Origin of the sequence: Vibrio sp. N418 (genome assembly GCF_000222565.1) — a bacterium.
Lineage (GTDB): Bacteria > Pseudomonadota > Gammaproteobacteria > Enterobacterales > Vibrionaceae > Vibrio > Vibrio scophthalmi.
Window position 1 is genome coordinate 1 of record NZ_AFWD01000036.1, and the last position, 25439, is coordinate 25439.

The following is a 25439-nucleotide window of genomic DNA, read 5'->3' on the forward strand; positions in this document are numbered from 1 at the left end:
GTCTGTACGGTGACGGTTTTTACTAAACGCTGTATAGTTAACCAATTGAAAATAAAGCCAGTTCATCAGAGCTGGTTTTTTTATGCACAAAACAAATCTACGGGGTGAATGTTATTTCTAAGAGGAATATCTTATGCACTTAACATAGAAAGACTTTATTTTAGTTAAAAAAATTGTTTTTCATTTTTTTAACAATTGGTGGTTGAATATTATTCTTATCTGCATAAAATTTAACCATGAGCTGCAGGCTCATACCCTCAAATTTATTGGATTATTACTTTGCTAGGAGGCGCACAATGAACCATTTCAATGTCATTCAAACCGTTTGTGCCTCTATTGATCCCATGTGTAAACCGAATGGTTTTTCGCCAATGGCAGCCATGTGCTGTGATCGAAAATCGAAACAAGCAAAACGATAATCCGTACACCAATATTAATTGGCTGCGGAAACAAGGCAGCTAATTAAATAGTCAAATATCCTATTTTAAATTTGTGGCCTTTTTCCCAGCAAAATACCCAACGGGAGAAAAACCATGAGTCATTCTATCTATCTAAAACTGGCCACTGTATTAGTCAAAGCGGACTTACGTCGTGAAGAGCGAGCTTGGAAGCGTAAAGTGCGTCGTAGTGCCTATGAAATTCCATGGCACAATGAGCATCTACTACGTGATATTGGTCTTGATCTAGACGGTCGTCCAATCGGCCGCAGTGAGGCGCCTAAGGTCAAAGCTGAACGCCGAATCCGTCATCTTCGTCGTATTTTAACGGCTCGAATAACGACGTAAGCAAAGGGGTGAGCCTTTGATTTGGTTCACCCCGATATAGTTAAGGGCAAGGGTTGGAGTAAGTGGTCCCAATTGCTTGAATATCCGCGAGTATCGCATCACTTAGTTTGATAGAAACACTATCAATATTCATTTTCAGTTGTTCCATTGTTGTCGCGCCGATGATGTTAGCGGCAACAAATGGACGCTGATTAACAAACGCTAATGCCATTTGTGCGGGATCTAGGCCGTGATCTCGGGCAAGTTCAACGTACGCTTGAGTTGCGGCAATGCCTTGCGGCGTAAAGTAACGAACAAAGCGTTCAAACACAGAACAACGTGCACCTTCAGGTCGTTGGCCATTGAGATATTTTCCACTTAAACAACCAAATGCCAAAGGTGAATAAGCCAGCAGTTCGACGCCTTCAAAGTGGCTTATCTCAGCTAAGCCGACTTCAAAGCTACGATTTAGCAGGTTGTAGGGATTTTGGATTGAGACAATACGGGGCAGATTATGCTTCTCGGCTAACTTGAGTAAGCTCATCACTCCCCATGGCGTTTCATTAGAAACACCGATATAACGTACTTTGCCATCGCGGATCAGTTCCGCCAAGGCTTCTAAGGTTTCGATTAACGTGACTTCTTGCTGTTCATCTGGGTAAGGGTAATTGAGTTGACCAAAAGTATTGGTTTGTCGCTGTGGCCAATGCAGTTGGTATAAATCGACATAATCGGTTTTTAATCGCGTCAAACTATCATCAATAGCTTGATGGATATGACGACGGTCTAACTTCATATCATCACGAATGTAAGGCACATTGCGTGGCCCTGCGACTTTGGTGGCTAACACCACTTTTTCACGTTTGCCTGATTTTTCTAACCAATTGCCAATGTATTGTTCGGTCGCACCTTGAGTATTTTGTTTGGGTGGCACCGGATACATTTCCGCAGTATCAATAAAATTCACCCCACGCTCTAGCGCGTAATCTAGCTGATTAAAGGCATCTGCTTGGCTGTTTTGTTCTCCAAAAGTCATGCTCCCTAAGCAAATCTTGCTGATCTCTAAATTTGAATGCGGCAGTTTGTGATAGATCATAAGCTTTCCTTGTCTTGTATAACGCTCATGGGCGTGTGTTGAGTTTTGTGCATTTCACGCTTTAGCTCAATATAAGTCAGCTTATAAGTTGAGCCAAATGGCTAAAGCACAAAATGACAATTCTGTTCCTATACTTATCTAGGGAGTCTCTGTTTCACGGATGAACATCAATTTGAATCAGTGAGCTCACTGCCGTGAAAAATACAGTAGGGGGAATTATGCATCGTAAGCAACTAGATAAGTGGATTCATGGATTTCATCAATCGAGTTATCAGCCACCGAAGGTGTTTGTTATCAGTTGTTCTGACCTATCGTGCTATTTACTCGCGGTGGAGTACAAACATAAGGTTGAGCCTGTGCTGGTGGATAACGAACCGATTCATTTTGAGTCGCTTGATCAGGTGAAAGATGAGTTGCTGCGTTTAGGTGTCGAACGTGCTTTTTTGCGCTTGCACAATACTTATGACGAATTTGGCGACAGTGATGGCCCCTTATATCACGATATTGCAATGTCATTAACGACGCATTAAGCGCTAAACATTTATGTCGGCTTATGCGTAGTAATTACTGAGGATCTTGGCGGTAAATTGAGTGCGTAAATAAAAGCCACGTGGCAACGTTTTGATGACTTTACCACTTGCGCCATAAGCATCCGTTAGTGCTCTGCTGTTGGCCGCTTTGGGACGGAGTTGCAATACTTCACCATGTTTGGCGGTAATTTTTTCAACTTGGCCGAGGACAATCAACTCCATCAACTCCTCCCAGTCAGTTTGTAGTTGCTGCTCTTCTTGTTGGTTTGGAGACCAAATTAACGGAGAGCCTACTCGACGTTCGGCTAGAGGGATTTCGCGCTCGCCTTCAACAGGCACCCACAGTACCCGTGATAACTTGTTGCGAACATGGCTTTGCTGCCACGTTAAACCATGCACGCCTGTTAGTGGTGCGACACAAACAAAGGTCGTTTCTAGTGGCTTTCCGTGATAACCAATCGGAATGGTTTTTAGCTCAATACCGAGTTGCTCAAAATCTTGTTGAGGCTTACTTCCTGCGGTTGCGCCTAAATGCCATTCTAATAGTTGGCCAACCCAGCCTTTATCTCGTCGAAGATCGGCCGGTATTTTGATTTTTGCTTCATTGGCAAGTTCAGCAAAAGTGATCCCGGCAATATCGCGAGCGCGTGCGAGCAGTTCTTGTTCGGATTGAGGTTCTGGCTTCATCATGTCATATCGTGATTGAGTTACCGATATTGTAGCGAGATCTAAAAAAATAGCGACTTGCCATCAATCTCATCGAGTTGCCGAAAAGATCATCATTTAGTGTTTATCCACAAGCAAATGGTAAAAATTATTAATCTTGGTGACATATGTATGAATTCACAGGTTTTTATGATCATATAACGCTTGATTTTCTGTGGTAATCCTAATTCGTTTTGCTCTGTGTGTGGATAAACATGCAGTTGGTTGATCTTTGACCGTTCTATTGCTTGATATTAATAATCACCGATTTTTGAATAACGACTTATGAATTGTTGTGTTTAAGTTTTTGTTTTTAATTGGTTTTGTTTGTAATTTCTGATGTGGATGTTGTTGCGCAAACAAGGTGTTATTTCAACGGAAATGTTTGTTGATCGCTTTTTCACATAGTTATACACAGAAAAGGTGAATAAATGTGGTCTATGTCTCATTAGTGTGTGAATAACCGCAGAACTGACGAATAGTTATCCAGTTTGGTGATATTCGGCGATAATTTCTGTGTTAGTCACACTAGTAAGTTTGCTCCGTTTGGGGATATGTGGAAAAATCGCGGTAATTAAAGATTTTATTAGAGGTTGGCCAGTGATAGATGGCGATGGTTACCGCTTAAATGTGGGAATTGTAATCTGTAACAACCATGGTCAGGTCTTCTGGGCTAAACGATACGGACAACATTCATGGCAGTTTCCTCAAGGGGGGATTGATGATGGGGAAAACCCCGAACAGGCCATGTATCGTGAATTGTATGAAGAGGTCGGTCTCACTAAGCAGGACGTCAAAATCGTTGCAACCAGTCGTCATTGGTTAAGATATAAGTTACCAAAGCGATTGGTTAGGTGGGATTCAAAGCCTGTTTGTATCGGCCAAAAACAGAAATGGTTTTTGCTGCGTTTGGATTGTGAAGAGTCCAAAATTAATATGCAACGTGGCAATTCCCCTGAGTTTGATGGTTGGCGTTGGGTGAGTTACTGGTACCCAGTGCGTCAAGTCGTCTCTTTCAAGCGCGATGTGTATCGTCGAGCGATGAAAGAGTTTGCTTCCATGGCTATGCCGTTTAAAGAACGTCGAGCAAAAGGTAAGCGTAAACCGCGAAGAGGTTAGCGATGCTTTCTCAACTAAGGGACATAGTTGAACAAGTTTCCAAAGTGGAAAACGTGCATAGCGCGTTAGAGCTATTGGTTCAACAAACGTGTCTTGCGATGAATACGGAGTGTTGCACCATCTACCTCGCCAATGAAGAGATGCAGCGCCTTGAGTTGATGGCAACTCAAGGCTTGCGCTTCAAAGGCAAAAAAATCCACATTCATTTCAAAGAAGGTTTGGTTGGGCTGGTGAAACGCAGTGCCGAGCCACTTAACCTTGCTGAAGCATCAAAACACCCTAACTACAAATACTTCTCTCAGCTAGGTGAAAAGGTTTATCAGAGCTTTCTCGGTACGCCAATCATTTATCGAAAACAAGTGCTGGGCGTGCTGGTTGTGCAGCAGAAGGCACCCCGTCAGTTCGATGAAATGGAAGAGTCTTTCCTTGTCACGTTGGCGGCGCAGTTGGCGGTCATCATCGCGCATGCGCAAACCCAAGGTCAGTGGCGTTTAGAGAAGAAACAGCAAGCCATTCGTGGTATACCAGCTTCTTCTGGTGTCGCTATCGGCACATTTTGGTGGGATGACTCACAGCCGCAACTCGCTGATGTTCGTCCGGCTTCTACGCTTGATATTGAGCGTGAACAAGAGTGGTTAATGCTCGCGATTGAAGAGGCATTGAGTGATTTCCGCAGAATGCGCAAAAAGCTTGATAACGAAATCAATAAAGAGACCTTAGCCATTTTTGATCTGTTTACTCACTTGCTTAATGATCCCATGCTACGCAAAGATCTTAAGGCACAGATCCAAGAAGGTGATCGCGCTGACTGGGCGGTACGCCAAGTGGTTGAAACGTATTCCAACCGTTTTGCTCGTATGACCGATGGCTATTTAAAAGAGCGTGCCCAAGATGTGCGTGAACTTGGCCAGCGGTTGCTGTTTTTCCTTCACAATGCCGAGCAAGAGCAGCATCAATTTGAGCAACCGGTTATTTTTGTCGTCCGTGAACTGACCGCGTCGCTGATTGCTTCTATTCCCAAAGACAAGTTACTGGCGGTGATTTCACTCGAAGGCGCTGCTAATTCTCACGCCGCCATTTTATCGCGCGCATTAGGCATTCCTGCCGTGATGGGCGTTAACCTTAACCTCGATAGCATTAATGGTAAAAAAGGCATTGTCGATGGTTATAGTGGCAAGATTTTAGTCTCGCCAAGTCGCCAATTATTAAAAGAATACCGCGCTTTAGCCAACGAAGAGCGTGAATTGGCCAACATGGTCAATCAACGTATTGAAGAGTCGGCCTTTACCGCTGATGGCGAACGAATCGAAATATTACTCAACGCAGGTTTGAGTGCCGATGCCAATATTGCGGTTAACCAAGGCGTTGATGGCGTAGGTTTATATCGCACCGAAATTAGTTTCTTGCTGCAGCATCGGTTTCCTTCAGAAGAAGAGCAAACACAGCAATATCATTCAGTATTAAGTACTTACCCTGACAAACGTGTAGTGATGCGGACTTTGGACATCGGCGGTGATAAGGCATTACCTTATTTGCCGATTGAAGAGGACAATCCCTTTTTAGGCTGGCGTGGTATCCGTTTTACGCTCGATCATCCCGATATCTTTTTAATGCAAATTCGCGCCATGATGAAGGCGAGTGCAGAGACGCAGAACCTGAGCATTCTGCTGCCAATGATCTCTGGGGCGCAAGAGCTGGATGATGCGATTGTTTTTATTGAACAAGCCTATCAAGAGCTGTCATTGCTTGATCCCCGAATCGTTAGACCACACATCGGTATTATGATTGAAGTGCCATCGATGCTTTACTTATTGCCATTGATTGCGGATAAAGTCGATTTTGTCTCCGTCGGAACTAACGATTTAACCCAATACCTGTTGGCCGTCGATCGCAATAACTCACGGGTTTCGGATGTGTATGAGTCGATGCATCCTGCGGTGATTATGGCGTTGAATCATATCCATCAAAGCTGTGCACAGTTGCGGCTACCAGTTTGTATTTGTGGTGAGTTGGCGGGTGACCCGATTGGCGCATTATTGATGGTTGGCCTTGGCTATCGCAGCTTGAGTATGAACACTTCTAATGTGGCCAAGGTAAAATACTTACTGCGCAATACACAAGTAGATGAATTAAAACAGTTAGCTGACAAAGCACTGATGCAGCCATACGGCAAAGATATTTATACTATGATGCAAGATTTTTTCGAGCAGAAAGGCTTCTCTGGCTTTATTCGAGCTGGTAACAAATAAGGGTATAGCGTGACGATAGAATTGTTGATCCTAATGTTAATCTTGGGATCTTTTGTTGGCGTTATGGCCGGACTACTTGGAATTGGTGGCGGGCTTATCGTCGTACCTGCCTTATTGATTCTGTTACCACAAGCAGGCATTGATGCTGCACTTTCAATGAATATTGCGCTTGCAACCTCCCTCGCGACCATCATTGTGACTTCCGGCTCATCTGCACTCAATCATTTAAAACTGGGCAATGTCGATATGTTCGTCATTAAGTGGTTGATGCCCGGTGTCGTCATTGGTGGCTTCATTGGAGCCAATATCGCTGAATGGATTCCTACCGATTATCTACCGAAAGTATTTGGCGTTATAGTGCTTTGCTTAGCGCTACAGATGTTATTGTCAATGAAGAGCATCACACAAAGAAGCATGCCAGCAAGCGGTTTAACGGCGTTTTATGGCTCGCTGATTGGAGTGGTTTCGAGCCTAGCGGGCATTGGCGGTGGTTCTCTTACCGTGCCATTTCTTAATCGTCATGGTGTTGAAATGCGCAAGGCCGTCGGGTCGTCATCGGTGTGCGGTTGTGTTCTTGCTATCTCAGGCATGATAGGCTTCATCCTCAATGGCTACAGTGCGGATAATTTGCCAGCTTTTAGCCTAGGCTATGTTTACTTGCCAGCATTGGCTGCGATTGCTTCAACGTCGATGTTGACCACACGTGTTGGTGCTAAGTTAGCCACTTCACTGCCAACAACAGTACTGAAAAAAATATTTGCACTATTTTTGATGTTCGTAGCAGGAACTATGCTGCTATAACGTAATCTCATCTAAATCAATCATTACAAGAGTTATCTGTTTATGTCTCAGGGATACTTTGAATTTCCTAATATCGATCCTGTTTTAGTTTCCATCGGCCCACTGTCTATTCGCTGGTATGGCTTGATGTATTTGATCGGTTTTGCTTTTGCTCTGTGGCTGGCGAATCGCCGTGCAGATAAGCCGGGGAGTGGCTGGAATCGCGAGCAGGTTTCTGATCTCCTGTTTGCTGGTTTTTTAGGGGTTGTGATTGGTGGCCGTATTGGCTACGTGCTGTTTTATAATTTTGATTTATTTCTGCAAGACCCACTTTATCTATTCAAAGTGTGGACCGGTGGTATGTCATTCCACGGTGGCTTGTTAGGTGTCATCACTGCCATGTTCTGGTATGCACGTAAAAACGGTCGCACTTTCTTTGGTGTTGCTGATTTTATCGCGCCATTAGTACCGTTTGGTTTAGGTATGGGACGCATGGGGAACTTCATGAACAGTGAGCTTTGGGGCCGCGTGACTGATGTGCCTTGGGCGATCGTTTTCCCCAATGGCGGACCGCTTCCTCGTCACCCATCTCAGCTATATGAAATGGCGCTTGAAGGCATCGTGTTGTTCTTTATTTTGAACTGGTTTATCAAAAAGCCACGCCCACTTGGATCTGTGTCAGGACTCTTCCTTGCGGGTTATGGTACATTCCGCTTCTTAGTCGAGTATGTACGTGAGCCCGACGCACAGCTAGGCTTGTTTGGTGGATTTATCTCTATGGGACAAATTCTATCGACGCCGATGATTGTGATTGGTGTATCCCTGATGGTTTGGGCATACAAACGTGGTCACTACAAAGATGAACTCCCTCAACAGAACGCGAAGTAAGGAATTGGTGTGAAACAGTATTTAGATCTCTGTCAGCGAATCGTTGACCATGGTGAGTGGGTAGCAAATGAACGTACGGGCAAGCGTTGCCTTACGGTGATTAATGCCGATTTGACTTACGATGTGGCTAACAACCAATTCCCGTTAGTGACGACGCGTAAGAGCTTTTGGAAATCAGCGGTTGCTGAGCTGCTTGGCTACATTCGTGGTTACGACAATGCTGAAGATTTTCGTCAGCTAGGCACCAAAACATGGGATGCCAACGCAAACTTGAACGACGCTTGGCTTAATAACCCATACCGTAAAGGTGAAGATGATATGGGCCGCGTCTACGGTGTACAAGGCCGTGCGTGGGCGAAACCAGATGGTGGTCATATCGATCAATTGCGTAAGATTGTTGATGATCTAACACGTGGCGTGGATGACCGTGGTGAAATTTTGAATTTCTATAACCCAGGTGAGTTCCATATGGGCTGTCTGCGTCCGTGTATGTACAGCCACCATTTTTCACTGCTCGGTGATACTCTGTATCTCAACAGCACGCAGCGTTCATGTGATGTACCTCTTGGCTTGAACTTCAATATGGTTCAGGTTTATGTCTTTCTCGCGATTATGGCGCAAATCACCGGCAAAAAGGCGGGTGTGGCTTACCATAAGATTGTGAATGCCCATATTTACGAAGACCAGTTAGAGCTGATGCGTGATGTGCAGTTAAAGCGTGAACCGCTTGCACCAGCGACTTTCCATATCAACCCAGAAATTAAGTCATTGGAAGATTTAGAAACGTGGGTAACCTTGGATGACTTTTGGGTCGAAGGCTACGAGTCACACGAAGCAATTAAATTCCCGTTCTCGGTTTAACTCCCAAGAGCGTTATGAGAGAAGGCTGACCGAGTGTCAGCCTTTTTTTTGCCTTGCAGAAGGTGGGGGGGAGCAGAATCGAGAGTTGAGAAGTGGAGAGTCGAGAAGTAGAGAGTTGGGAATCGAGAGGTTGCAAATCGAGAGGTTGCAAATCGAGATGGGGACTCGACTTCATCTCTTGAGATTATAGGTAGCCGATTTTTACCACGATGAAGCGTGCTGATGTCATTCCTGACAGTACGCCAGCACAGGATAGGGAATCCAGCCTTTGGTTTGTTGGATGCGATAAAACCATCAATTACCGATCCAGTTGCCTTTCCCGATTCTGCTCTCTAGACTCTCGGCGCTCCTTTCAGTTTCTCGCTTCTCGCAGCAGAGCACTTCTGCTTTTGTCTCGATTCTGCTCTCTAGATTCTCGGCGCTCCTTTCAGTTTCTCGCTTCTCGCAGCAAAGCGTTCCTGCTCTTTTCTCGATTCTGCTCTCTAGACTCTCGGCACTCTTTTCAGTTTCTCGCTTCTCGTAGCAAAGCGTTTCTGCTCTTTTCTCGGTTCTCATCTCTAGATTCTCGGCGCTCTTTTCAGTCTCTCGCTTCTCGCAGCAGAGCGCTCCTGCTCTTTTCTCGATTCTGCTCTCTAGATTCTCGGCGCTCTTTTCAGTTTCTCGCTTCTCGCAGCAGAGCGCTCCTGCTCTTTTCTCGATTCTCATCTCTAGATTCTCGATTCCTTTTCACTCTTAAGACGAAAAAAAGCCCCCGACTTTCGACGGGGGCTTAGCAAGCAAAGGTGTGGAACGTTTTATTATACAGTCAGCGCTAGGATTGAACCTGGTAGCACGATGAATACGAATAGTAAGTATGCGGCTACAACTGCTTTGTTTTTGATTGCCATATCAGCAAGCCATTCAGCACATTTCACCGGAATCTCACGTAGGAACGGGATACCAAAGATGAATACTGTTGCTAGTAGGTTGAATACTAAGTGTACCAGAGCAATCTGTAGTGCGAATACTGCAAACTCACCTGAAACTGCTGTTGCTGCCAGTAGAGCGGTAATACACGTACCGATGTTCGCACCTAGAGTGAATGGGTAAACATCACGTACTTTCAACACACCAGTACCTACTAGTGGAACCATTAGGCTTGTTGTTGTAGAAGATGACTGAACCAACACTGTTACGATTGAACCTGAAACGATACCGTGGATAGGGCCACGACCAATCGCGTTCTTCAAAATGTCACGAGCACGACCAACCATTAGGCCTTTCATTAGCTTACCCATTACGGTGATAGCTAGGAAGATAGTCGCGATACCTAGTACGATTAGCATTACGCCGCCAACCGTGTTACCAAATGAACCTAGAGGACCTTGGATAGCGGTGATCACTGGCTTAGTGATTGGCTTGATAAAGTCAAAACCGCCCATGCTCATATCACCAGTTGCTAGCAGTGGCGATACTAACCAATGAGAAATCTTGTCCAGAATACCGAACATCATCTCAAGTGGTAGGAAAATAGATACTGCCAATAGGTTGAAGAAGTCGTGAATGGTTGCACTAGCAAACGCACGGCGGAACTCTTCTTTACAACGCATATGACCAAGAGACACAAGAGTATTTGTTACAGTTGTACCGATATTGGCACCCATAACCATAGGGATTGCTGTCTCTACAGGTAAACCACCAGCTACAAGGCCGACGATAATAGAAGTAACGGTACTTGATGATTGAATCAGTGCCGTAGCAACAAGACCAATCATTAAGCCAGCGACTGGGTGCGAAGCAAATTCAAATAGAACCTTCGCTTGATCACCGACTGACCATTTAAAACCTGTACCTACCATAGAAACTGCAAGCAGTAGTAAGTACAACATGAATGCCAAGTTAGCCCAGCGTAACCAGCGAGTAGTGCTCGAAATTGGTGCTGCTGTAGAAGTAGCTTGGTTCATCATAATTTTCTCCATTGACCGTTAGAATCTTCGTTTTGGTCTGTATGTTTAATCTGAGGGCGATACTAGAGTGGAAATATTTCAGTAATATTACAGTTCGATGTAACAAATCGAATTTTATGATGTATAGGTGGTGTTCTATGTTTTTAAGGAAATAAGTTCTTATTAAGTTGTTGTTTGTATTGTCTTTTAATTGGCTCGTCTAAATGTTGTGCAAGTCGCAAAAATTATCAAAAAAAGCGTTTAAAGCCATTTTTATCAGCTGTTTTATGACAGTGCGCTGTCATAAATGCTTTTTTGGATTCGGAAAAACTTTCAAAATGTCTGAGATTGTTCGTATATAGCGAGTTATTGTTGTCATTTTTTACAGCTGCGATAATCTAAAGCAGAGATATCATTACCGAATTGAGTGCGAAAGAAGTCTTATGTCCCATTTAAACTATAACCATGTGTACTATTTTTGGATGGTCTGCAAGCAAGGCTCAGTGACGAAAGCGGCGGAGGCTCTTTTCCTTACCCCGCAGACAGTCACTGGGCAAATCAAAGCGCTCGAAGAACGCTTGGATGGAAAGTTAACTAAGCGCAATGGCCGCAGTGTTGAACCAACAGAGTTGGGGCAATTGGTTTTTAAGTATGCCGATCGTATGTTCGGGCTTAGTTATGAAATGCTGGATATTGTCAATTACAGCCAGCACTCAAACATTTTATTTGATGTCGGTGTCGCAGATGCATTGTCAAAACGGCTCGTCAGTAAAATTTTAATGACGACAGTGCCAAGCGATAACAGCATCCATTTACGCTGTTTTGAATCGACTCACGAAATGCTATTGGAACAACTCGCGCAGCATAAGTTGGATATGATTTTATCGGATTGCCCGGTGGATTCTGGCCAGAGCCCCGGTTTGTTTAGTAAAAAACTTGGTGAAAGCCGCATGAGCTTTTTCTGCTCCGGCAATGTTGATGACTTGTCGTTTCCTGCCATCTTAGAACAGCGTAAGCTTTTGATCCCCGGTAGTCGCACCGCGATGGGGCGTAAAGTCATAGAGTGGTTTGATAGGCAAGGTATTCAGCCTAATGTGTTAGGTGAGTTTGATGATGTTGCCTTAATGAAGGCTTTTGCTCGTTACCACAAAGATGTGATTTTTTTAGCGCCATCTTTATATATGACAGAAGTGGGCGATGACATTCCATTACAGTTAATTGGCCACATCGATGAGCTCAAAGAAGAGTACTACGTCATATTTGCAGAGAGAATGATTCAACACCCTGCGGTAAAAAACGTATGTGATGCGGATTTTAGCACTCTATTTAATTGATCGCTTTTACTCAGCAAACGAGATCGATTAACATCATTGAGACATCTAATTGATAATTTAGTCTAATTTACCCAAAACCTCTTGTGAGAAGTTTTGCTGTTCCAAGGAGTAGTACCTGATGAATGTGCAAGAGATGGAAAAAAACTCTACCCAAGCGGTGGTGTTATTAAAAGCCATGGCGAATGAACGGCGTTTACAGATCCTCTGCATGTTGCATAATCAGGAAATGTCGGTGGGTGAGCTGTGTAATAAATTGGCATTGAGCCAATCAGCGTTATCTCAGCATTTGGCGTGGTTACGTCGTGATGGGTTAGTCAATACACGTAAAGAAGCGCAGACCGTCTATTACACGTTAAGCAGCAAAGAAGTGAAGGCGATGATCGAACTATTGCACAATATTTATTGTCGCGATTAAGTGGATAGTCACGGAAACGGTCATAACAACCAAATTTTAGATATAAAAAAACCGGCGAGAGCCGGTTTTTCTTCACTGGGAATCAGAGTTCTAATTAAAGAGCTTTGATCGCAGCAACAAAACGAGACTTGTGACGAGCAGCTTTATTCTTATGAATAAGGCCTTTAGTCGCCATACGGTCTAGGATTGGTGTAACTGATGCAAATGCAGCAGTTGCAGCTTCTTTGTCGCCTGCTTCGATAGCAGCAACAGTTTTCTTCATGTAAGTGCGCATCATAGAACGACGGCTAGCGTTGTGCTGGCGACGTTTCTCAGCTTGGATAGCGCGCTTCTTAGCAGATTTACTATTTGCCAAGGGTCTAACTCCCAAAAACTTAGTTCGGTGACAATTTAAGGGCAGGGAATATCCCTTATTTGCGCCGAAATGTCAATTGATTTGTGCAAAAACCAGTCTCAGCCAAAACAAATTTTGGATTCAACGAGTCATCACGGTTAAGATGGCGGGGATTCTATCAGTATTTTTTTTTCAATGCTAATACTTATCTGCCTTGAATCCGACTTTCCTTCATCTATTAGGTCAGATTAACCAAGTATTGCATATTTTTGAGGTGTTTGTGAGTAAACGTCTACTCAAGTCTGGCATGATCGTCAGCGCGATGACTTTAATTTCTCGTGTGCTTGGTTTAGTCCGCGATGTGGTCGTTGCCAATTTAATGGGCGCAGGGGCGAGTGCCGATGTGTTTTTCTTTGCCAATAAAATCCCGAACTTCCTGCGTCGTTTGTTTGCGGAAGGGGCTTTTTCACAGGCCTTTGTACCGGTATTAACTGAAAACTACGCCCAAGGCGATATGGATAAAACCCGTCAACTCATTGCTCGGGCGGCGGGGACACTTGGTGTAATTGTCTCTATTGTGACGTTGCTGGGGGTTTTAGGTTCTGGCGTTGTCACTGCTTTATTTGGCTTTGGCTGGTTTTTAGATTGGCTTAACGGTGGTCCTTCTGCTGAAAAGTTTGAGTTGGCGAGCTTCATGCTCAAAATTACCTTTCCTTATTTATGGTTCATCACTTTTGTCGCACTCTCTGGAGCGATACTCAACACCTTAGGTAAATTTGCTGTCTCGTCATTTACGCCAGTTTTCCTAAACGTAATGATCATTTTTTCCGCTTGGTTTATCGCTCCGCAGTTGTCGCAGCCTGAGATTGGTTTGGCGATTGGGGTCTTTCTGGGCGGTTTAGTACAGTTCCTGTTTCAAATTCCGTTTCTAATTAAAGCGGGTGTGATGGTGAAACCTCAATGGGGGTGGCGCGACCCGGGTGTAGTGAAAATACGTACTCTGATGATTCCAGCGTTATTTGGCGTTTCGGTTAGCCAAATTAACTTACTGCTTGATACGTTTATTGCCAGCTTCTTACAAACCGGTTCAATCAGTTGGCTGTACTATTCTGATCGCTTACTGGAGTTTCCATTAGGCCTATTTGGTATCGCGATTGCGACGGTAATCTTACCTGCTTTATCCCGTAAACACGTTGATGCGCACAGCGAAGGCTTTGCTAGCACCATGGATTGGGGGGTGCGCATGGTTATCTTACTGGGTTTACCCGCTATGCTAGGTTTAATGGTGCTGGCAAAACCGATGCTGATGGTGCTATTCATGCGAGGCGAATTTTCTCCCCATGATGTTCAGCAAGCATCACTCTCATTGTTTGCCTATGCCTCGGGGCTTTTAAACTTTATGTTGATTAAGGTGTTAGCGCCTGGCTATTACTCGCGACAAGATACCAAGACGCCAGTGAAATACGGCATTATCGCAATGAGCACCAATATGGTGTTTAACGCGATTTTTGCTTATTTCTATGGTTACGTAGGACTTGCGATGGCAACGGCTCTGTCAGCCTTGGTCAACATGGCGTTGCTATATAGAGGACTACATCTGCAAGGTGTTTATCAGATCAGCAAGAAAACCTTATTTTTCATCGCTCGTTTGGTGATTGCTGGTGGTGCAATGGTGGCGGCGATTGTGTGGCAACTAGAAGAAATCGATGTTTGGCTAGCATGGAGCTTTGTTGAACGAGTGATGGTGCTAACCATGTTGATCGGCCTAGGTGCGGTAGTTTATCTGGTTTGTCTACTGGTATTAGGCGTGCGCCTTAAAGATTTAAAAGCAGCGACAGAGTAGCTGCGCTTGGTATATAATCCGTCGGTTTCACGTCGTGCAAATTAAAAGGCAGTAAGCAACTCCCAATGGAATTGATTCGAGGCATTCACAACATTCAGCCACACCATCAAGGGTGTGTGCTTACCATAGGAAACTTTGATGGCGTCCATCTTGGTCATCAGGCAGTACTTGAACAAGTCTCCCTGCAAGCCAAGGCGTTAGATCTACCTTCAATGGTGATGACGTTTGAACCTCAGCCTTTGGAATTGTTTGCCAAAGACAAAGCGCCGGCGCGTTTAACTCGATTGAGAGACAAGTTTGTTCAACTGAATAAGTTGGATATCGACCGTTTGCTCTGCGTTAGTTTTAATACTTATTTTGCCAGCTTAACGGCAGATGAATTTATTACTGACTTGTTGGTCAAGCGATTGGGTGTTAAGTTTCTCGTCATTGGTGATGATTTTTGTTTCGGCCGTGGCCGCAAAGGTGACTTTGCGATGCTGCAACAAGCCGGAAAACGCTACGGCTTTGAAGTCGTCAGTACGCAGAGTTTTTGTTTGCAGCAACTGCGTGTCAGCAGTACTGCAATTCGCAATGCCCTCGCGCAAGATGATTTACCAGCCGCCGCACAAATGTTGGGGCGTGATTACAGTATTAGTGGCCGTGTTTCACATGGCCGCAAGCTGGGGAGAACGATCGGTTTTCCTACGGCAAATATCCCTCTAAAACGTTGTGTCTCACCTGTTTCAGGTGTGTATGTTGTACAGGCGTTAGGGCTTGGTGAACAAGCGATAGGAGGGGTGGCGAATATTGGCCAAAGACCAACAGTCAATGGCGTTCGTCAGCAACTGGAAGTACACTTATTTGACTTCCAGGCCAATTTATATGGCAAACAACTAGAAATAGTACTTTTGCAAAAGCTTCGTGATGAACATAAATTTGAGTCATTCGATGCTTTAAAACAGCAAATTGAATTGGATGCTGAGGCAGCAAGGGTGTGGCTGCGTCAGTTTAAGCGTTAATCGGTTTATTCCACCGTTAACCATAATGTCTAACTTTCGCCCAATACAACGGAATTAAGAATCGATGAGTGAGTATAAAGATACCCTGAACCTACCTGATACAGGGTTCCCAATGCGTGGTAATCTGGCCAATCGTGAGCCAGAAATGCTTGAGCGTTGGTATAAAGAAGATCTTTACGGTGAAATCCGTAAAGCGAAGAAAGGCAAAAAATCTTTCGTATTACACGATGGCCCTCCATACGCTAACGGTGATATTCACATTGGCCACGCGCTAAACAAGATTCTTAAAGACATTATTATTAAATCCAAAACGCTTTCGGGTTTTGATGCGCCGTACGTTCCAGGTTGGGACTGTCACGGTCTACCTATCGAATTGATGGTAGAAAAGAAAGTCGGCAAACCAGGCCAAAAAGTAACGGCAGCAGAATTCCGTGAAAAATGTCGCGAATATGCAGCCGGTCAAGTTGAAGGTCAAAAAGAGAGCTTCAAACGTCTTGGTATCATGGGCGAGTGGGACAAACCATACCGCACGATGGATTTTGCTACAGAAGCAAACATCATTCGCGCATTAGGTAAGATTGCTGATAAAGGCCATCTACTAAAAGGTTTCAAACCTGTTCACTGGTGTACAGACTGTGGTTCAGCATTGGCTGAAGCAGAAGTAGAGTACAAAGATAAAGTATCACCATCTATTGATGTGAAATTTGCAGCGACGGATGAAGCGGCTGTACTGGCTAAGTTTGCACTAGCGGATGGTCATGCTGGTGAAGGTGAGCTTTCAATCGTTATCTGGACAACCACGCCATGGACTCTGCCAGCAAACCGCGCAGTATGTCTACGTGACGATCTAGAGTACGCACTGATTCAAGTTGAAGCGAATGGCGAACAGCCAGCGCAACGTATCATCGTCGCTTCTGAGCTGGCGAAAGATGCAATGGATCGTGCTGGTATCGAGCATTTCCATAACCTTGGTTTTGCGAAAGGTGCTGATCTTGAGTTGCTACAATTCAACCACCCATTCTACGATTTTACCGTTCCAGCGATCCTTGGCGATCACGTAACGACTGAATCAGGTACGGGCGTGGTTCATACTGCACCTGGCCACGGCCAAGAAGACTTCGTGGTTGGTCAAAAGTACGGTCTAGAAGTGGCAAACCCAGTGGGTTCAAACGGCGTTTACCTACCAGATACTCCGCTATTTGCTGGTCAACACGTTTTCAAAGCAAACGATTCAGTGCTTGAAGTGCTTAAAGAAAAAGGCGCGCTACTGCATCACCACGCTTACGAGCACAGCTACCCACACTGCTGGCGCCATAAAACGCCAATCATCTTCCGTGCAACACCACAATGGTTCATTTCAATGGATCAAGCTGGCCTACGTGCAAAAGCACTAGAGTCAATCAAAGGTGTTCAGTGGATGCCTGAATGGGGCCAAAGCCGTATCGAAGGTATGATTGAAGGTCGTCCTGAGTGGTGTATCTCTCGTCAACGTACTTGGGGTGTGCCAATTGCTCTATTCGTTCATAAAGAGACCGCAGAGCTACACCCTAATTCACTAGAGCTAATTGAAAAAGTAGCACAGCTAGTGGAAGAAAAAGGCATTCAAGCTTGGTGGGATGTTGATGCTGCTGAACTGATGGGCGCTGATGACGCTGCAAACTACGAAAAAGTGCTTGATACACTAGACGTATGGTTTGACTCAGGTGTAACACACTATGCCGTTGTTGATGCTCGTGAAGAGTTCAATGGCCACAGTGCGGATCTTTACCTAGAAGGTTCTGACCAACACCGTGGTTGGTTCCAATCTTCTCTAATTTCATCTATCGCGATGAAAGACGTTGCACCGTACAAACAAGTACTAACGCACGGCTTCGTGGTTGATGGTCACGGCCGTAAGATGTCTAAATCTATCGGTAACGTTGTGGCACCAAAAGATGTGACCAACAAACTAGGCGCAGACATTCTACGTCTATGGGTTGCTTCAACTGACTACACTGGCGAAGTTGCGGTTTCTGATGAAATCCTAAAACGTTCTGCAGATGCGTACCGTCGTATCCGTAACACAGCACGTTTCTTCCTAGCAAACCTAAACGGTTTCAACCCAGAAACCGATCTAGTACCCGCTGAAGAAATGGTGGCATTGGATCGTTGGGCAGTAGGTCGTGCTCTAGCGGCTCAAGAAGAGATTGTGAAAGCATACGAAGAGTACAACACACATGGTGTAACTCAGCGTCTAATGCAATTCTGTTCAATCGAAATGGGTTCATTCTACCTAGACGTAATTAAAGACCGTCAGTACACAGCGAAACGTGGTGGTCACGCCCAACGTAGCTGTCAAACTGCGCTTTACTACATCGTAGAAGCACTTGTTCGTTGGATGGCACCAATCATGTCGTTCACCGCGGATGAAATCTGGAATGAAATGCCAGGTCAACGCGATAAGTTTGTCTTCACTGGCGAATGGTTCGATGGTCTATTCGGTCTCACTGAAAACGAAGAGCTGAACAACGAATTCTGGGCAGAAATCCAAGCGGTTCGTGGTAGCGTGAACAAGCTTCTAGAAGCTGCACGTAGCGAGAAAGTGATTGGTGGCGCACTACAAGCTGAGATCACTCTGTTTGCTGATGAAGCGCTAGCGGCGAAGATCAATAAGCTAGAAGATGAACTACGTTTTGTTCTACTAACGTCAAAAGCGGCTGTTAAACCTCTATCTGAGAAGACAGAAGCGGCGAAAGAAACGGACATCGAAGGCCTATTGGTTGAAGTTGCAGCTTCAGAAGGCGAGAAGTGTGACCGTTGTTGGCACCACACTGCTGACGTGGGCACTATCGCAGGACACGAGACCATTTGTGGTCGCTGTGTGACCAACGTTGATGGTGAAGGCGAAGTACGTAAGTTTGCGTAATCTCGCTTTAGCGATTGAACTTTATTAGAAATTTATAGCCCCAGTATTTGCTGGGGTTATTTTTAACTGTAGTGTCTCGTTCATGATTTTATAGGAACTTTAATGAGTAACATTCCACTAAAACAATCAGGCGTACGTTGGCTTTGGCTTGCTGTCGTAATCTTTGTGGCAGACATTGCTATCAAGTTGTTTGTTATGGATAACATGGGTTATGGCTGGGCAAATCGAGTTGAGGTGTTGCCTTTCTTTAATTTTCTCTATGTCCATAATTACGGTGCGGCTTTTAGTTTTCTAAGCGATCAAGCTGGATGGCAGCGCTGGTTCTTTACCGCGATCGCCTTTGTTGTGACCGCGATGCTGACGTACTGGATGAGCAAACTCCCCGCGAAAGAGAAATGGAACAATATTGCTTACGCGATGATCATTGGTGGCGCAGTCGGTAATGTGTTCGATCGTATCGTGCATGGTTTTGTGGTCGATTATCTTGATTTCTTCTGGGGTGATTATCATTGGCCCGCTTTTAATCTTGCTGATAGCACAATTTGTATTGGCGCGGCGATGATTATTCTTGATGGCTTTCGCAACAAAGATAAACAAACCGCTCAATAGAGCAAATATTGAATAACCCTAAGCGCTGTCTGTTGATTTGGACGGCGCTTTTTCATTTAATAGACGTCTCTATTTGTTTTGAAGTATTCCCCTTCGCAGCATAACAATGACAAGGAAGCAGTCTCGTGACGATAATCGCTCAACAATCGGCAGTAACATTGCACTTTACGATTAAAATGAAAGATGGCTCAGTAGCCGACAGCACTTACAATATGGGCAAGCCGGCTAAGTTAGTCATTGGTGATGGTAGCTTGAGTGAGAGTTTTGAGCAGTGTTTATTTGGCTTACAAACGGGCGATAAAAAAGCGATAGATTTACCCGCTGCTGATGCTTTTGGTATGCCAAATCCAGATAATATTCACTACATGGATCGCAGCAAATTTGTTGGTGATGCTGAAGTGGAAGTGGGAACAATAATGGCGTTTAGTGGCCGCGATGGGATGGAAATCCCTGGTATTATTACCGATATCGCTGGCGATTCGGTCACCGTTGACTTTAATCACCCCTTAGCAGGACAAGATGTGACTTTTGAAGTCGAAATTTTGTCAGTAGAATAACGCCCCAAGAAGATAACAATTCCATGAGCAATGAAATGAAAATCCTATTAGCCAACCCACGTGGTTTTTGTGCGGGTGTTGATCGCGCGATTAGTATCGTTGAACGCGCTTTAGAACTTTATCAGCCGCCAATTTATGTACGTCATGAAGTGGTACATAATCGCTTTGTGGTGGAAGGCTTAAAACAGCGTGGCGCGATCTTTGTTGAAGAACTTAGCGAAGTGCCAGATGACAACATCGTCATTTTTTCAGCTCATGGCGTATCACAAGCCGTTCGTCAGGAAGCAAAAGAGCGCGCATTAACCGTCTTTGATGCGACTTGCCCATTGGTGACAAAAGTCCATATGGAAGTTGCACGTGCCAGCCGTAAACATATGGAAGTGGTACTGATTGGTCACGCCGGTCACCCTGAAGTTGAAGGTACGATGGGACAGTACTCTAGCTTTGAAGGCGGTATGTACTTGGTTGAAAAGCCGCAAGATGTCGAAAGATTATTAAGCTTAGTCAAAGACCCAAGCGAGCTGCACTATGTCAGTCAAACCACCTTATCGGTGGATGAAACGGCCGATGTCATTACGGAACTACGCCGAGTATTTCCTGAGATTCAAGGCCCGCGCAAAGATGACATTTGCTATGCGACGCAAAACCGCCAAGACGCAGTACGTGAAATGGCCGGTGATGTTGATGTGGTGATTGTAGTTGGTTCGAAAAATTCATCAAACTCAACGCGATTAAAAGAGCTGGCGGAAAAACTCGGCACACCGGGTTACTTAACCGATTGTCCTGAAGATATCGATAGTGCTTGGTTTGATGGTAAACACAAAGTCGGTGTTACCGCTGGTGCTTCTGCGCCAGAAGAGCTAGTGAACAAAATTCTGGAACGTATCAAAGAATTGGTTGGCACGCGCTCGGTTGAAGAAGTGTCGGGCCGCGAAGAGAACATGTTCTTTGAAGTGCCTAAAGAGCTGCAAATCAAATTGGTTGATTAGTCGCTCAGTTAAATTGATATAAGCAAAAGGCTCCCGAGGGAGCCTTTTGTATTGATAAGCCAAACGTTGTTAATTTTCTAGATGGTAACTTACGCCGTTTTTGTTTCTGCAGTGGTCGTTGAGTCTTCGTCAGCTAGGTCTTTATCGCCTTTTCCTTTCGAAATCTTAATCACATAAACCATTGCTGCTAGGGCAAATATCACACCAGAGATAGTTGAGATTTGCATTGGTAGGCCAAAGCCTAGCGTGCTGTTGTTCAAGATAAAGGTTGCACACACCGCAGTCATAAATACTGCTGGAATGGTGGTGATCCAATGTAGCTTGTTGTAACGCAGTAGGTAAGCTGACGCTGTCCATAGCATCATGACGGCAGTGGTTTGGTTAGCAAAACCGAAGTAGCGCCAGATGATGCCGAAGTCCACTTGGGTCAACACGCCACCGACAACAAACAGAGGTACAGCCATCAATAGGCGGTTACGCAGTGTTTTTTGTTCCATGTTGAAGTATTCAGCTAGGATCAAACGGCTTGAACGAAATGCGGTGTCGCCAGATGTGATAGGTAAAATGACCACGCCTAGGAAGGCAATGATACCGCCAAACACACCCAGTAAGCCAAATGAAGCGCTGTAGACGACATTGCCCGGGCCACCATTTGCGACGGCTTCTTGTAGAGACTCTAGAGAACCGAAGAAAGAAAGTGCAACCGCACACCAAATGAGAGCGATGATACCTTCGCCAATCATCGCTCCGTAGAAAACAAAGCGACCATTTTTTTCATTTTCCATACAACGCGCCATCAGTGGTGACTGAGTAGCGTGGAAGCCAGAAATTGCACCACAAGCAATGGTGATGAACAGGGCAGGCCAAATTGGCATGTCATTTGGGTTGAGGTTAGTGAACATGTCCGTCACTTCAAAGCCACCCAAAATATGATGTTCACTTGAGAATGCCACTGCGCTGATTAAGCCAATCGACATAAAGATCAGCAGAGCGCCAAAGAGCGGGTAAAAACGACCAATAATTTTATCAACCGGAACAATCGTTGCCAGAATGTAGTAGGCAAAAATGATCACAACCATGGTGGTCATGCTGACATTCAAGCTAGTCTGTTCATTGATAAGGTTGGTGATCATGCCAGCAGGCGCTGATACAAAAACCACACCGACAAGAAGCAGCAAAACAATGGCAAAAATGTTCATAAAATGTTTGGCGCCATTGCCTAGGTAACGACCTGTGATGGTTGGAACAGAAGCACCACCGTTGCGAATAGAAAGCATGCCAGAGAAATAGTCGTGTACGGCACCTGCGAAAATACAACCGATCACAATCCATAGCATTGCAGCAGGGCCGTAGAGTGCGCCCATGATTGGACCAAAGATTGGACCTACGCCTGCGATGTTAAGTAACTGAACCAGATAGACCTTAGGGGTCGACATTGGTACATAGTCTACGCCGTCGGTTTTGGTATGCGCTGGGGTTTTGCGCTGTTCATTGATACCAAATACTTTCTCAACGAAAGCGCCATAAATAAAGTAGCCGCCGATCAATGCAGCGACACAGGATAAAAACCACAACATAAATTCTGTCCCTTGGGTATTGGATTCATGGTCGATAATAAACAACGCTTAGGCGAGAAACATCCGCTTTTACCTTGAGTGGTCATATGGGGATTTAAGTGGTTCTGGTTGGTATTAAGTGGTTTTATTGTTGTTCATCACTCACCATCAGTGGTCATCGATAGTGATTAGTGGTTACACTAGAGCAAGGAAAGAACAATAAGGAAAAACAATGAGAAAGCTAATGGCAGTGGCACTACTTACCATTCTGGCTGGCTGTGCCAGTTCAGTGGAGCAGTTGGCTAAAGCGGGTGATTGGTATCAAGTGGGTTATCAAGATGGTGTGAGCGGTAACACCGAGCGTTCATTCTCAGATTTAGCCAAACTGGGCGAGGCAAACCAAGCGGATTATACCCAAGGTTATTTAACGGGTGTAGAAGAGTATTGTAATCCCAATTTTGCTTACCAAATTGGGCTGTCTGGCCAATATTATGAAGGTGTTTGTGAAGGCACGGAAGATGCACAGAAATTTCGTATGGAATGGCAACGAGGCTGGAACGATCAGCAAAATAGCTATTAAGCCAATGACATATGTGTTGCTGTCACGCCATGACAGCAATGAAAAGGCTTGGTTATCCAAGCCTTTACTATTTTAGCGGTTTAGTTTTTTTGCCTAGATAATCTAGCCGCTTTACTTATCGGCATAGTAAAGCACACCTAATGAAGCTAACTGGCTTGCTCCAGTCACTTCAGGCAAATTACTTGGTAAGTTATACATACGTCGTTGTGCTAACCATGCAAAAGCCATCGCTTCCATATTGTCACTATCGACCCCTTTATCTTCGGTGGAAGCGACGCGCCAGTTAGGCAACAATTCAATTAAGCGCTGCATCAGTAGAGGATTGCGTACACCGCCGCCACAGACTAATAACTCAGGCTGTTCACCGTGCGTATAGCGCGACACATCGTTAGCAATCGTCACCGCGGTGTACTCACATAAGGTGCGCTGTACATCTTGTGTCGATAAGGTGTGTGTAGTGAGTTTTTTCTCTAACCACGGTAGATTAAACAGTTCACGGCCGGTACTTTTTGGCGCTTGGCGCGCAAAATAATCTTCATTGAGTAGATCATCTAGTAATGGCTGATTGATGAAACCTTGCAGGGCAAATAAAGCATCATTATCGTATTTATCCCCGCGATGTTTTTGTATCCACGCGTCCATTAGCATGTTGCCTGGGCCCGTATCGTAGCCAATCACTTTTTGATTAGGGCGCAGTACCGAGATATTGGCAATCCCACCAATGTTTAACACCACCACACTCGAATTCGTTGATTCAAATAAGCACTGATGAAAGGCTGGCACCAGCGGAGCACCTTGGCCGCCGAGCGCCATATCTTTACGGCGGAAATCGGCGACAGTATCAATCCCCGTTTTAGCGGCAATGATATTGGCATCACCAAGCTGCATAGTAAAAGGCGCATCACCTTCTGGCCTATGGTAGACCGTTTGGCCATGATTACCGATAGCAGTAATACTTTCGGCACTGCAGTTTGCACTTGCTAATAGCGCATTGACGGCGTCAGCGAAGAGATGGCCGAGTAAATGATCCAGTTCACCAATTTCTGCCAAGCTGGTCGGTTGGCCGATACAAATATTCAACAGACGCGGCTTGAGCGACTCGGGCATCGGAAAATCATGCGCCGCCAATAGCTGAATTTGGTTGCCTTCGATTTCGACCAGTGCGGTGTCGACACCGTCCATGCTGGTGCCTGACATCACACCAATAAAGCGTTGTTTTGTATTCATATCCAATTTTTACCAATAGGGTGACATATCCATTGTAAACCGAGAACAATCAGAATAACCTCGAAACCATAGCGAAAATCGACCGCAATCAGGAGAAATTATGGGTCCGTTATGGCTGGATGTAGCAGGGTATGAGTTAACTGCCGAAGATAAAGAGATTTTACAGCACCCAACTGTTGGGGGCGTGATTCTGTTTTCGCGTAATTATCACGATAATCAACAGTTGTTGGCACTCAATACCGCCATCCGTAAAGCGGCAAAACGCCCAATTCTGATTGGTGTTGATCAAGAAGGCGGGCGCGTACAACGATTCCGTGAAGGTTTTTCTCGTATCCCGGCGGCGAAATTGTTTGGTGAGCAAGCTCAAGGCGAGCAATTAGCTGAGTTAGGTGGCTGGTTAATGGCGGCGGAACTGATCGCGCATGATATCGATTTGAGTTTTGCGCCAGTGCTGGACAAAGGCCATGATTGCCGAGCGATCGGCGACCGCGCTTTTGGCGATGATGTTGATAGCATCTTACGCTACAGCAGTGCGTTTATGCGCGGGATGAAGGCTGTTGGTATGGCAACGACCGGTAAGCATTTCCCTGGTCATGGCGGCGTGTTGGCCGACTCGCATTTGGAAACGCCCTATGATGAGCGTGATACCATTCTTGCAAAGGATATGGCGATCTTTAAAGCCCAAATTGAAGCGGGCACGCTTGATGCGATGATGCCGGCCCATGTTATTTACTCGCATTATGATGATCAGCCCGCCAGCGGCTCGTCATTTTGGCTTAAACAAGTACTGCGTGAGCAGCTAGGTTTTAAAGGCATTATCTTCTCTGACGACCTCAATATGGAAGGCGCTGCTATCATGGGTGGCCCGGCGGAACGCTCCCATCAGGCGCTGGTGGCGGGTTGTGACATGCTACTGCTATGTAACAATCGCGACCAACAGATTGAAGTACTCGATAACTTACCGATCATGGAAACCCCACAAGCATTGGGTCTAATGAAGAAAAAGAACTTTTCTTTGAGTGAACTGCAAAGTAGTGAGAAGTGGCGTCAAGCCTCAGAAGCGATGAAGCGCATGCTTGAGGGTGAGTAAGGGATAAACTCAGAGTGAAAGAGCCACATTATGTGGCTCTTTTTGATCGCAACAGACGCGATAGATGGAGAAGCATTAGAGC

General features: G+C 45.1%; 24 protein-coding genes. 17 read left to right on the forward strand and 7 right to left on the reverse strand.

The window, feature by feature from the left end; genetic code table 11:
• The first annotated feature begins 533 nt into the window (after positions 1 to 533).
• On the forward strand, positions 534 to 785 hold the full coding sequence (locus tag RH86_RS06525) for a hypothetical protein (protein WP_009385645.1): 252 nt from the start codon (positions 534 to 536) through the stop codon (positions 783 to 785).
• A 40-nt stretch (positions 786 to 825) separates the two neighbouring features.
• Here the strand turns inward: RH86_RS06525 and RH86_RS06530 are convergent, their stop codons facing one another.
• Positions 826 to 1860: an NADP(H)-dependent aldo-keto reductase gene (locus tag RH86_RS06530; protein WP_009385646.1), complete on the reverse strand. Its 1035-nt coding sequence runs from the start codon at positions 1858 to 1860 to the stop codon at positions 826 to 828.
• Between the two features lie 218 nt (positions 1861 to 2078).
• Between RH86_RS06530 and RH86_RS06535 the strand changes: the two genes are divergently transcribed.
• Entirely contained in the window at positions 2079 to 2390 is a 312-nt protein-coding gene (locus RH86_RS06535) for a DUF6482 family protein (RefSeq protein WP_009385647.1), read from the forward strand.
• A gap of 21 nt (positions 2391 to 2411) precedes the next feature.
• Here the strand turns inward: RH86_RS06535 and mutH are convergent, their stop codons facing one another.
• On the reverse strand, positions 2412 to 3077 hold the full coding sequence (gene mutH / locus RH86_RS06540; protein ID WP_005596122.1) for a DNA mismatch repair endonuclease MutH: 666 nt from the start codon (positions 3075 to 3077) through the stop codon (positions 2412 to 2414).
• 618 nt (positions 3078 to 3695) lie between these two features.
• On the opposite strand from mutH, the gene rppH reads away from it, so the two are divergent.
• Genes rppH through RH86_RS06565 form a run of 5 tightly spaced genes read left to right on the forward strand, consistent with a single transcriptional unit; the run spans position 3696 to position 8992 of the window.
• Positions 3696 to 4214 carry an RNA pyrophosphohydrolase gene (rppH, locus tag RH86_RS06545; RefSeq protein ID WP_005596124.1) on the forward strand — a complete coding sequence of 173 codons (519 nt, stop codon included), beginning with the start codon at positions 3696 to 3698 and terminating at the stop codon, positions 4212 to 4214.
• Between the two features lie 2 nt (positions 4215 to 4216).
• Positions 4217 to 6463 (forward strand): phosphoenolpyruvate--protein phosphotransferase, encoded by a 2247-nt coding sequence (ptsP, locus tag RH86_RS06550; RefSeq protein ID WP_005596125.1) that lies wholly within the window; start codon positions 4217 to 4219, stop codon positions 6461 to 6463.
• A 9-nt stretch (positions 6464 to 6472) separates the two neighbouring features.
• Positions 6473 to 7264: a sulfite exporter TauE/SafE family protein gene (locus RH86_RS06555; RefSeq protein WP_038219369.1), complete on the forward strand. Its 792-nt coding sequence runs from the start codon at positions 6473 to 6475 to the stop codon at positions 7262 to 7264.
• Between the two features lie 42 nt (positions 7265 to 7306).
• Positions 7307 to 8131: a prolipoprotein diacylglyceryl transferase gene (gene lgt / locus RH86_RS06560; protein WP_005596128.1), complete on the forward strand. Its 825-nt coding sequence runs from the start codon at positions 7307 to 7309 to the stop codon at positions 8129 to 8131.
• Positions 8132 to 8140: 9 nt separating this feature from the next.
• Positions 8141 to 8992 (forward strand): thymidylate synthase, encoded by an 852-nt coding sequence (locus RH86_RS06565; RefSeq protein ID WP_005596129.1) that lies wholly within the window; start codon positions 8141 to 8143, stop codon positions 8990 to 8992.
• Between the two features lie 294 nt (positions 8993 to 9286).
• Here the strand turns inward: RH86_RS06565 and RH86_RS06570 are convergent, their stop codons facing one another.
• A complete protein-coding gene (locus RH86_RS06570) occupies positions 9287 to 9697 on the reverse strand; it encodes a hypothetical protein (protein WP_009385649.1) in 411 nt (136 codons plus the stop codon).
• Positions 9698 to 9789: 92 nt separating this feature from the next.
• Positions 9790 to 10935 (reverse strand): Na/Pi symporter, encoded by a 1146-nt coding sequence (locus RH86_RS06575; RefSeq protein ID WP_038219376.1) that lies wholly within the window; start codon positions 10933 to 10935, stop codon positions 9790 to 9792.
• Between the two features lie 425 nt (positions 10936 to 11360).
• On the opposite strand from RH86_RS06575, the gene nhaR reads away from it, so the two are divergent.
• On the forward strand, positions 11361 to 12251 hold the full coding sequence (gene nhaR / locus RH86_RS06580; protein ID WP_005596132.1) for a transcriptional activator NhaR: 891 nt from the start codon (positions 11361 to 11363) through the stop codon (positions 12249 to 12251).
• A gap of 118 nt (positions 12252 to 12369) precedes the next feature.
• A complete protein-coding gene (locus tag RH86_RS06585; protein ID WP_009385651.1) occupies positions 12370 to 12666 on the forward strand; it encodes an ArsR/SmtB family transcription factor in 297 nt (98 codons plus the stop codon).
• A gap of 94 nt (positions 12667 to 12760) precedes the next feature.
• Here RH86_RS06585 and rpsT read toward each other — a convergent pair whose 3' ends face one another.
• The gene (gene rpsT / locus RH86_RS06590) at positions 12761 to 13021 is read right to left on the reverse strand and encodes a 30S ribosomal protein S20 (protein ID WP_005596135.1); all 261 of its coding nucleotides are present in this window, start codon (positions 13019 to 13021) and stop codon (positions 12761 to 12763) included.
• Positions 13022 to 13280: 259 nt separating this feature from the next.
• On the opposite strand from rpsT, the gene murJ reads away from it, so the two are divergent.
• The 6 genes from murJ to ispH all read left to right on the forward strand — a co-directional run bounded on the left by murJ (position 13281) and on the right by ispH (position 20904).
• Entirely contained in the window at positions 13281 to 14843 is a 1563-nt protein-coding gene (murJ, locus tag RH86_RS06595; RefSeq protein WP_009385652.1) for a murein biosynthesis integral membrane protein MurJ, read from the forward strand.
• 65 nt (positions 14844 to 14908) lie between these two features.
• On the forward strand, positions 14909 to 15844 hold the full coding sequence (gene ribF / locus RH86_RS06600; RefSeq protein ID WP_009385653.1) for a bifunctional riboflavin kinase/FAD synthetase: 936 nt from the start codon (positions 14909 to 14911) through the stop codon (positions 15842 to 15844).
• Between the two features lie 64 nt (positions 15845 to 15908).
• A complete protein-coding gene (ileS, locus tag RH86_RS06605) occupies positions 15909 to 18749 on the forward strand; it encodes an isoleucine--tRNA ligase (protein WP_009385654.1) in 2841 nt (946 codons plus the stop codon).
• A gap of 102 nt (positions 18750 to 18851) precedes the next feature.
• Positions 18852 to 19358 carry a signal peptidase II gene (gene lspA, locus RH86_RS06610; protein ID WP_005596142.1) on the forward strand — a complete coding sequence of 169 codons (507 nt, stop codon included), beginning with the start codon at positions 18852 to 18854 and terminating at the stop codon, positions 19356 to 19358.
• A gap of 125 nt (positions 19359 to 19483) precedes the next feature.
• Positions 19484 to 19915: an FKBP-type peptidyl-prolyl cis-trans isomerase gene (gene fkpB, locus RH86_RS06615; RefSeq protein ID WP_009385655.1), complete on the forward strand. Its 432-nt coding sequence runs from the start codon at positions 19484 to 19486 to the stop codon at positions 19913 to 19915.
• Between the two features lie 23 nt (positions 19916 to 19938).
• The gene (ispH, locus tag RH86_RS06620) at positions 19939 to 20904 is read left to right on the forward strand and encodes a 4-hydroxy-3-methylbut-2-enyl diphosphate reductase (protein ID WP_009385656.1); all 966 of its coding nucleotides are present in this window, start codon (positions 19939 to 19941) and stop codon (positions 20902 to 20904) included.
• Between the two features lie 89 nt (positions 20905 to 20993).
• On the opposite strand, the gene RH86_RS20775 is transcribed toward ispH, so the two are convergent.
• On the reverse strand, positions 20994 to 22481 hold the full coding sequence (locus tag RH86_RS20775; protein WP_005596148.1) for a carbon starvation protein A: 1488 nt from the start codon (positions 22479 to 22481) through the stop codon (positions 20994 to 20996).
• 211 nt (positions 22482 to 22692) lie between these two features.
• Here RH86_RS20775 and RH86_RS06630 point away from each other — a divergent pair, with 211 nt between their 5' ends.
• Complete coding sequence (locus tag RH86_RS06630) at positions 22693 to 23040, forward strand: DUF2799 domain-containing protein (RefSeq protein WP_009385657.1); 348 nt, start codon at positions 22693 to 22695, stop codon at positions 23038 to 23040.
• Positions 23041 to 23151: 111 nt separating this feature from the next.
• Here the strand turns inward: RH86_RS06630 and RH86_RS06635 are convergent, their stop codons facing one another.
• Positions 23152 to 24267 carry an anhydro-N-acetylmuramic acid kinase gene (locus RH86_RS06635; RefSeq protein ID WP_009385658.1) on the reverse strand — a complete coding sequence of 372 codons (1116 nt, stop codon included), beginning with the start codon at positions 24265 to 24267 and terminating at the stop codon, positions 23152 to 23154.
• 100 nt (positions 24268 to 24367) lie between these two features.
• On the opposite strand from RH86_RS06635, the gene nagZ reads away from it, so the two are divergent.
• Entirely contained in the window at positions 24368 to 25357 is a 990-nt protein-coding gene (gene nagZ / locus RH86_RS06640) for a beta-N-acetylhexosaminidase (protein ID WP_005596154.1), read from the forward strand.
• Positions 25358 to 25439: the final 82 nt, after the last annotated feature.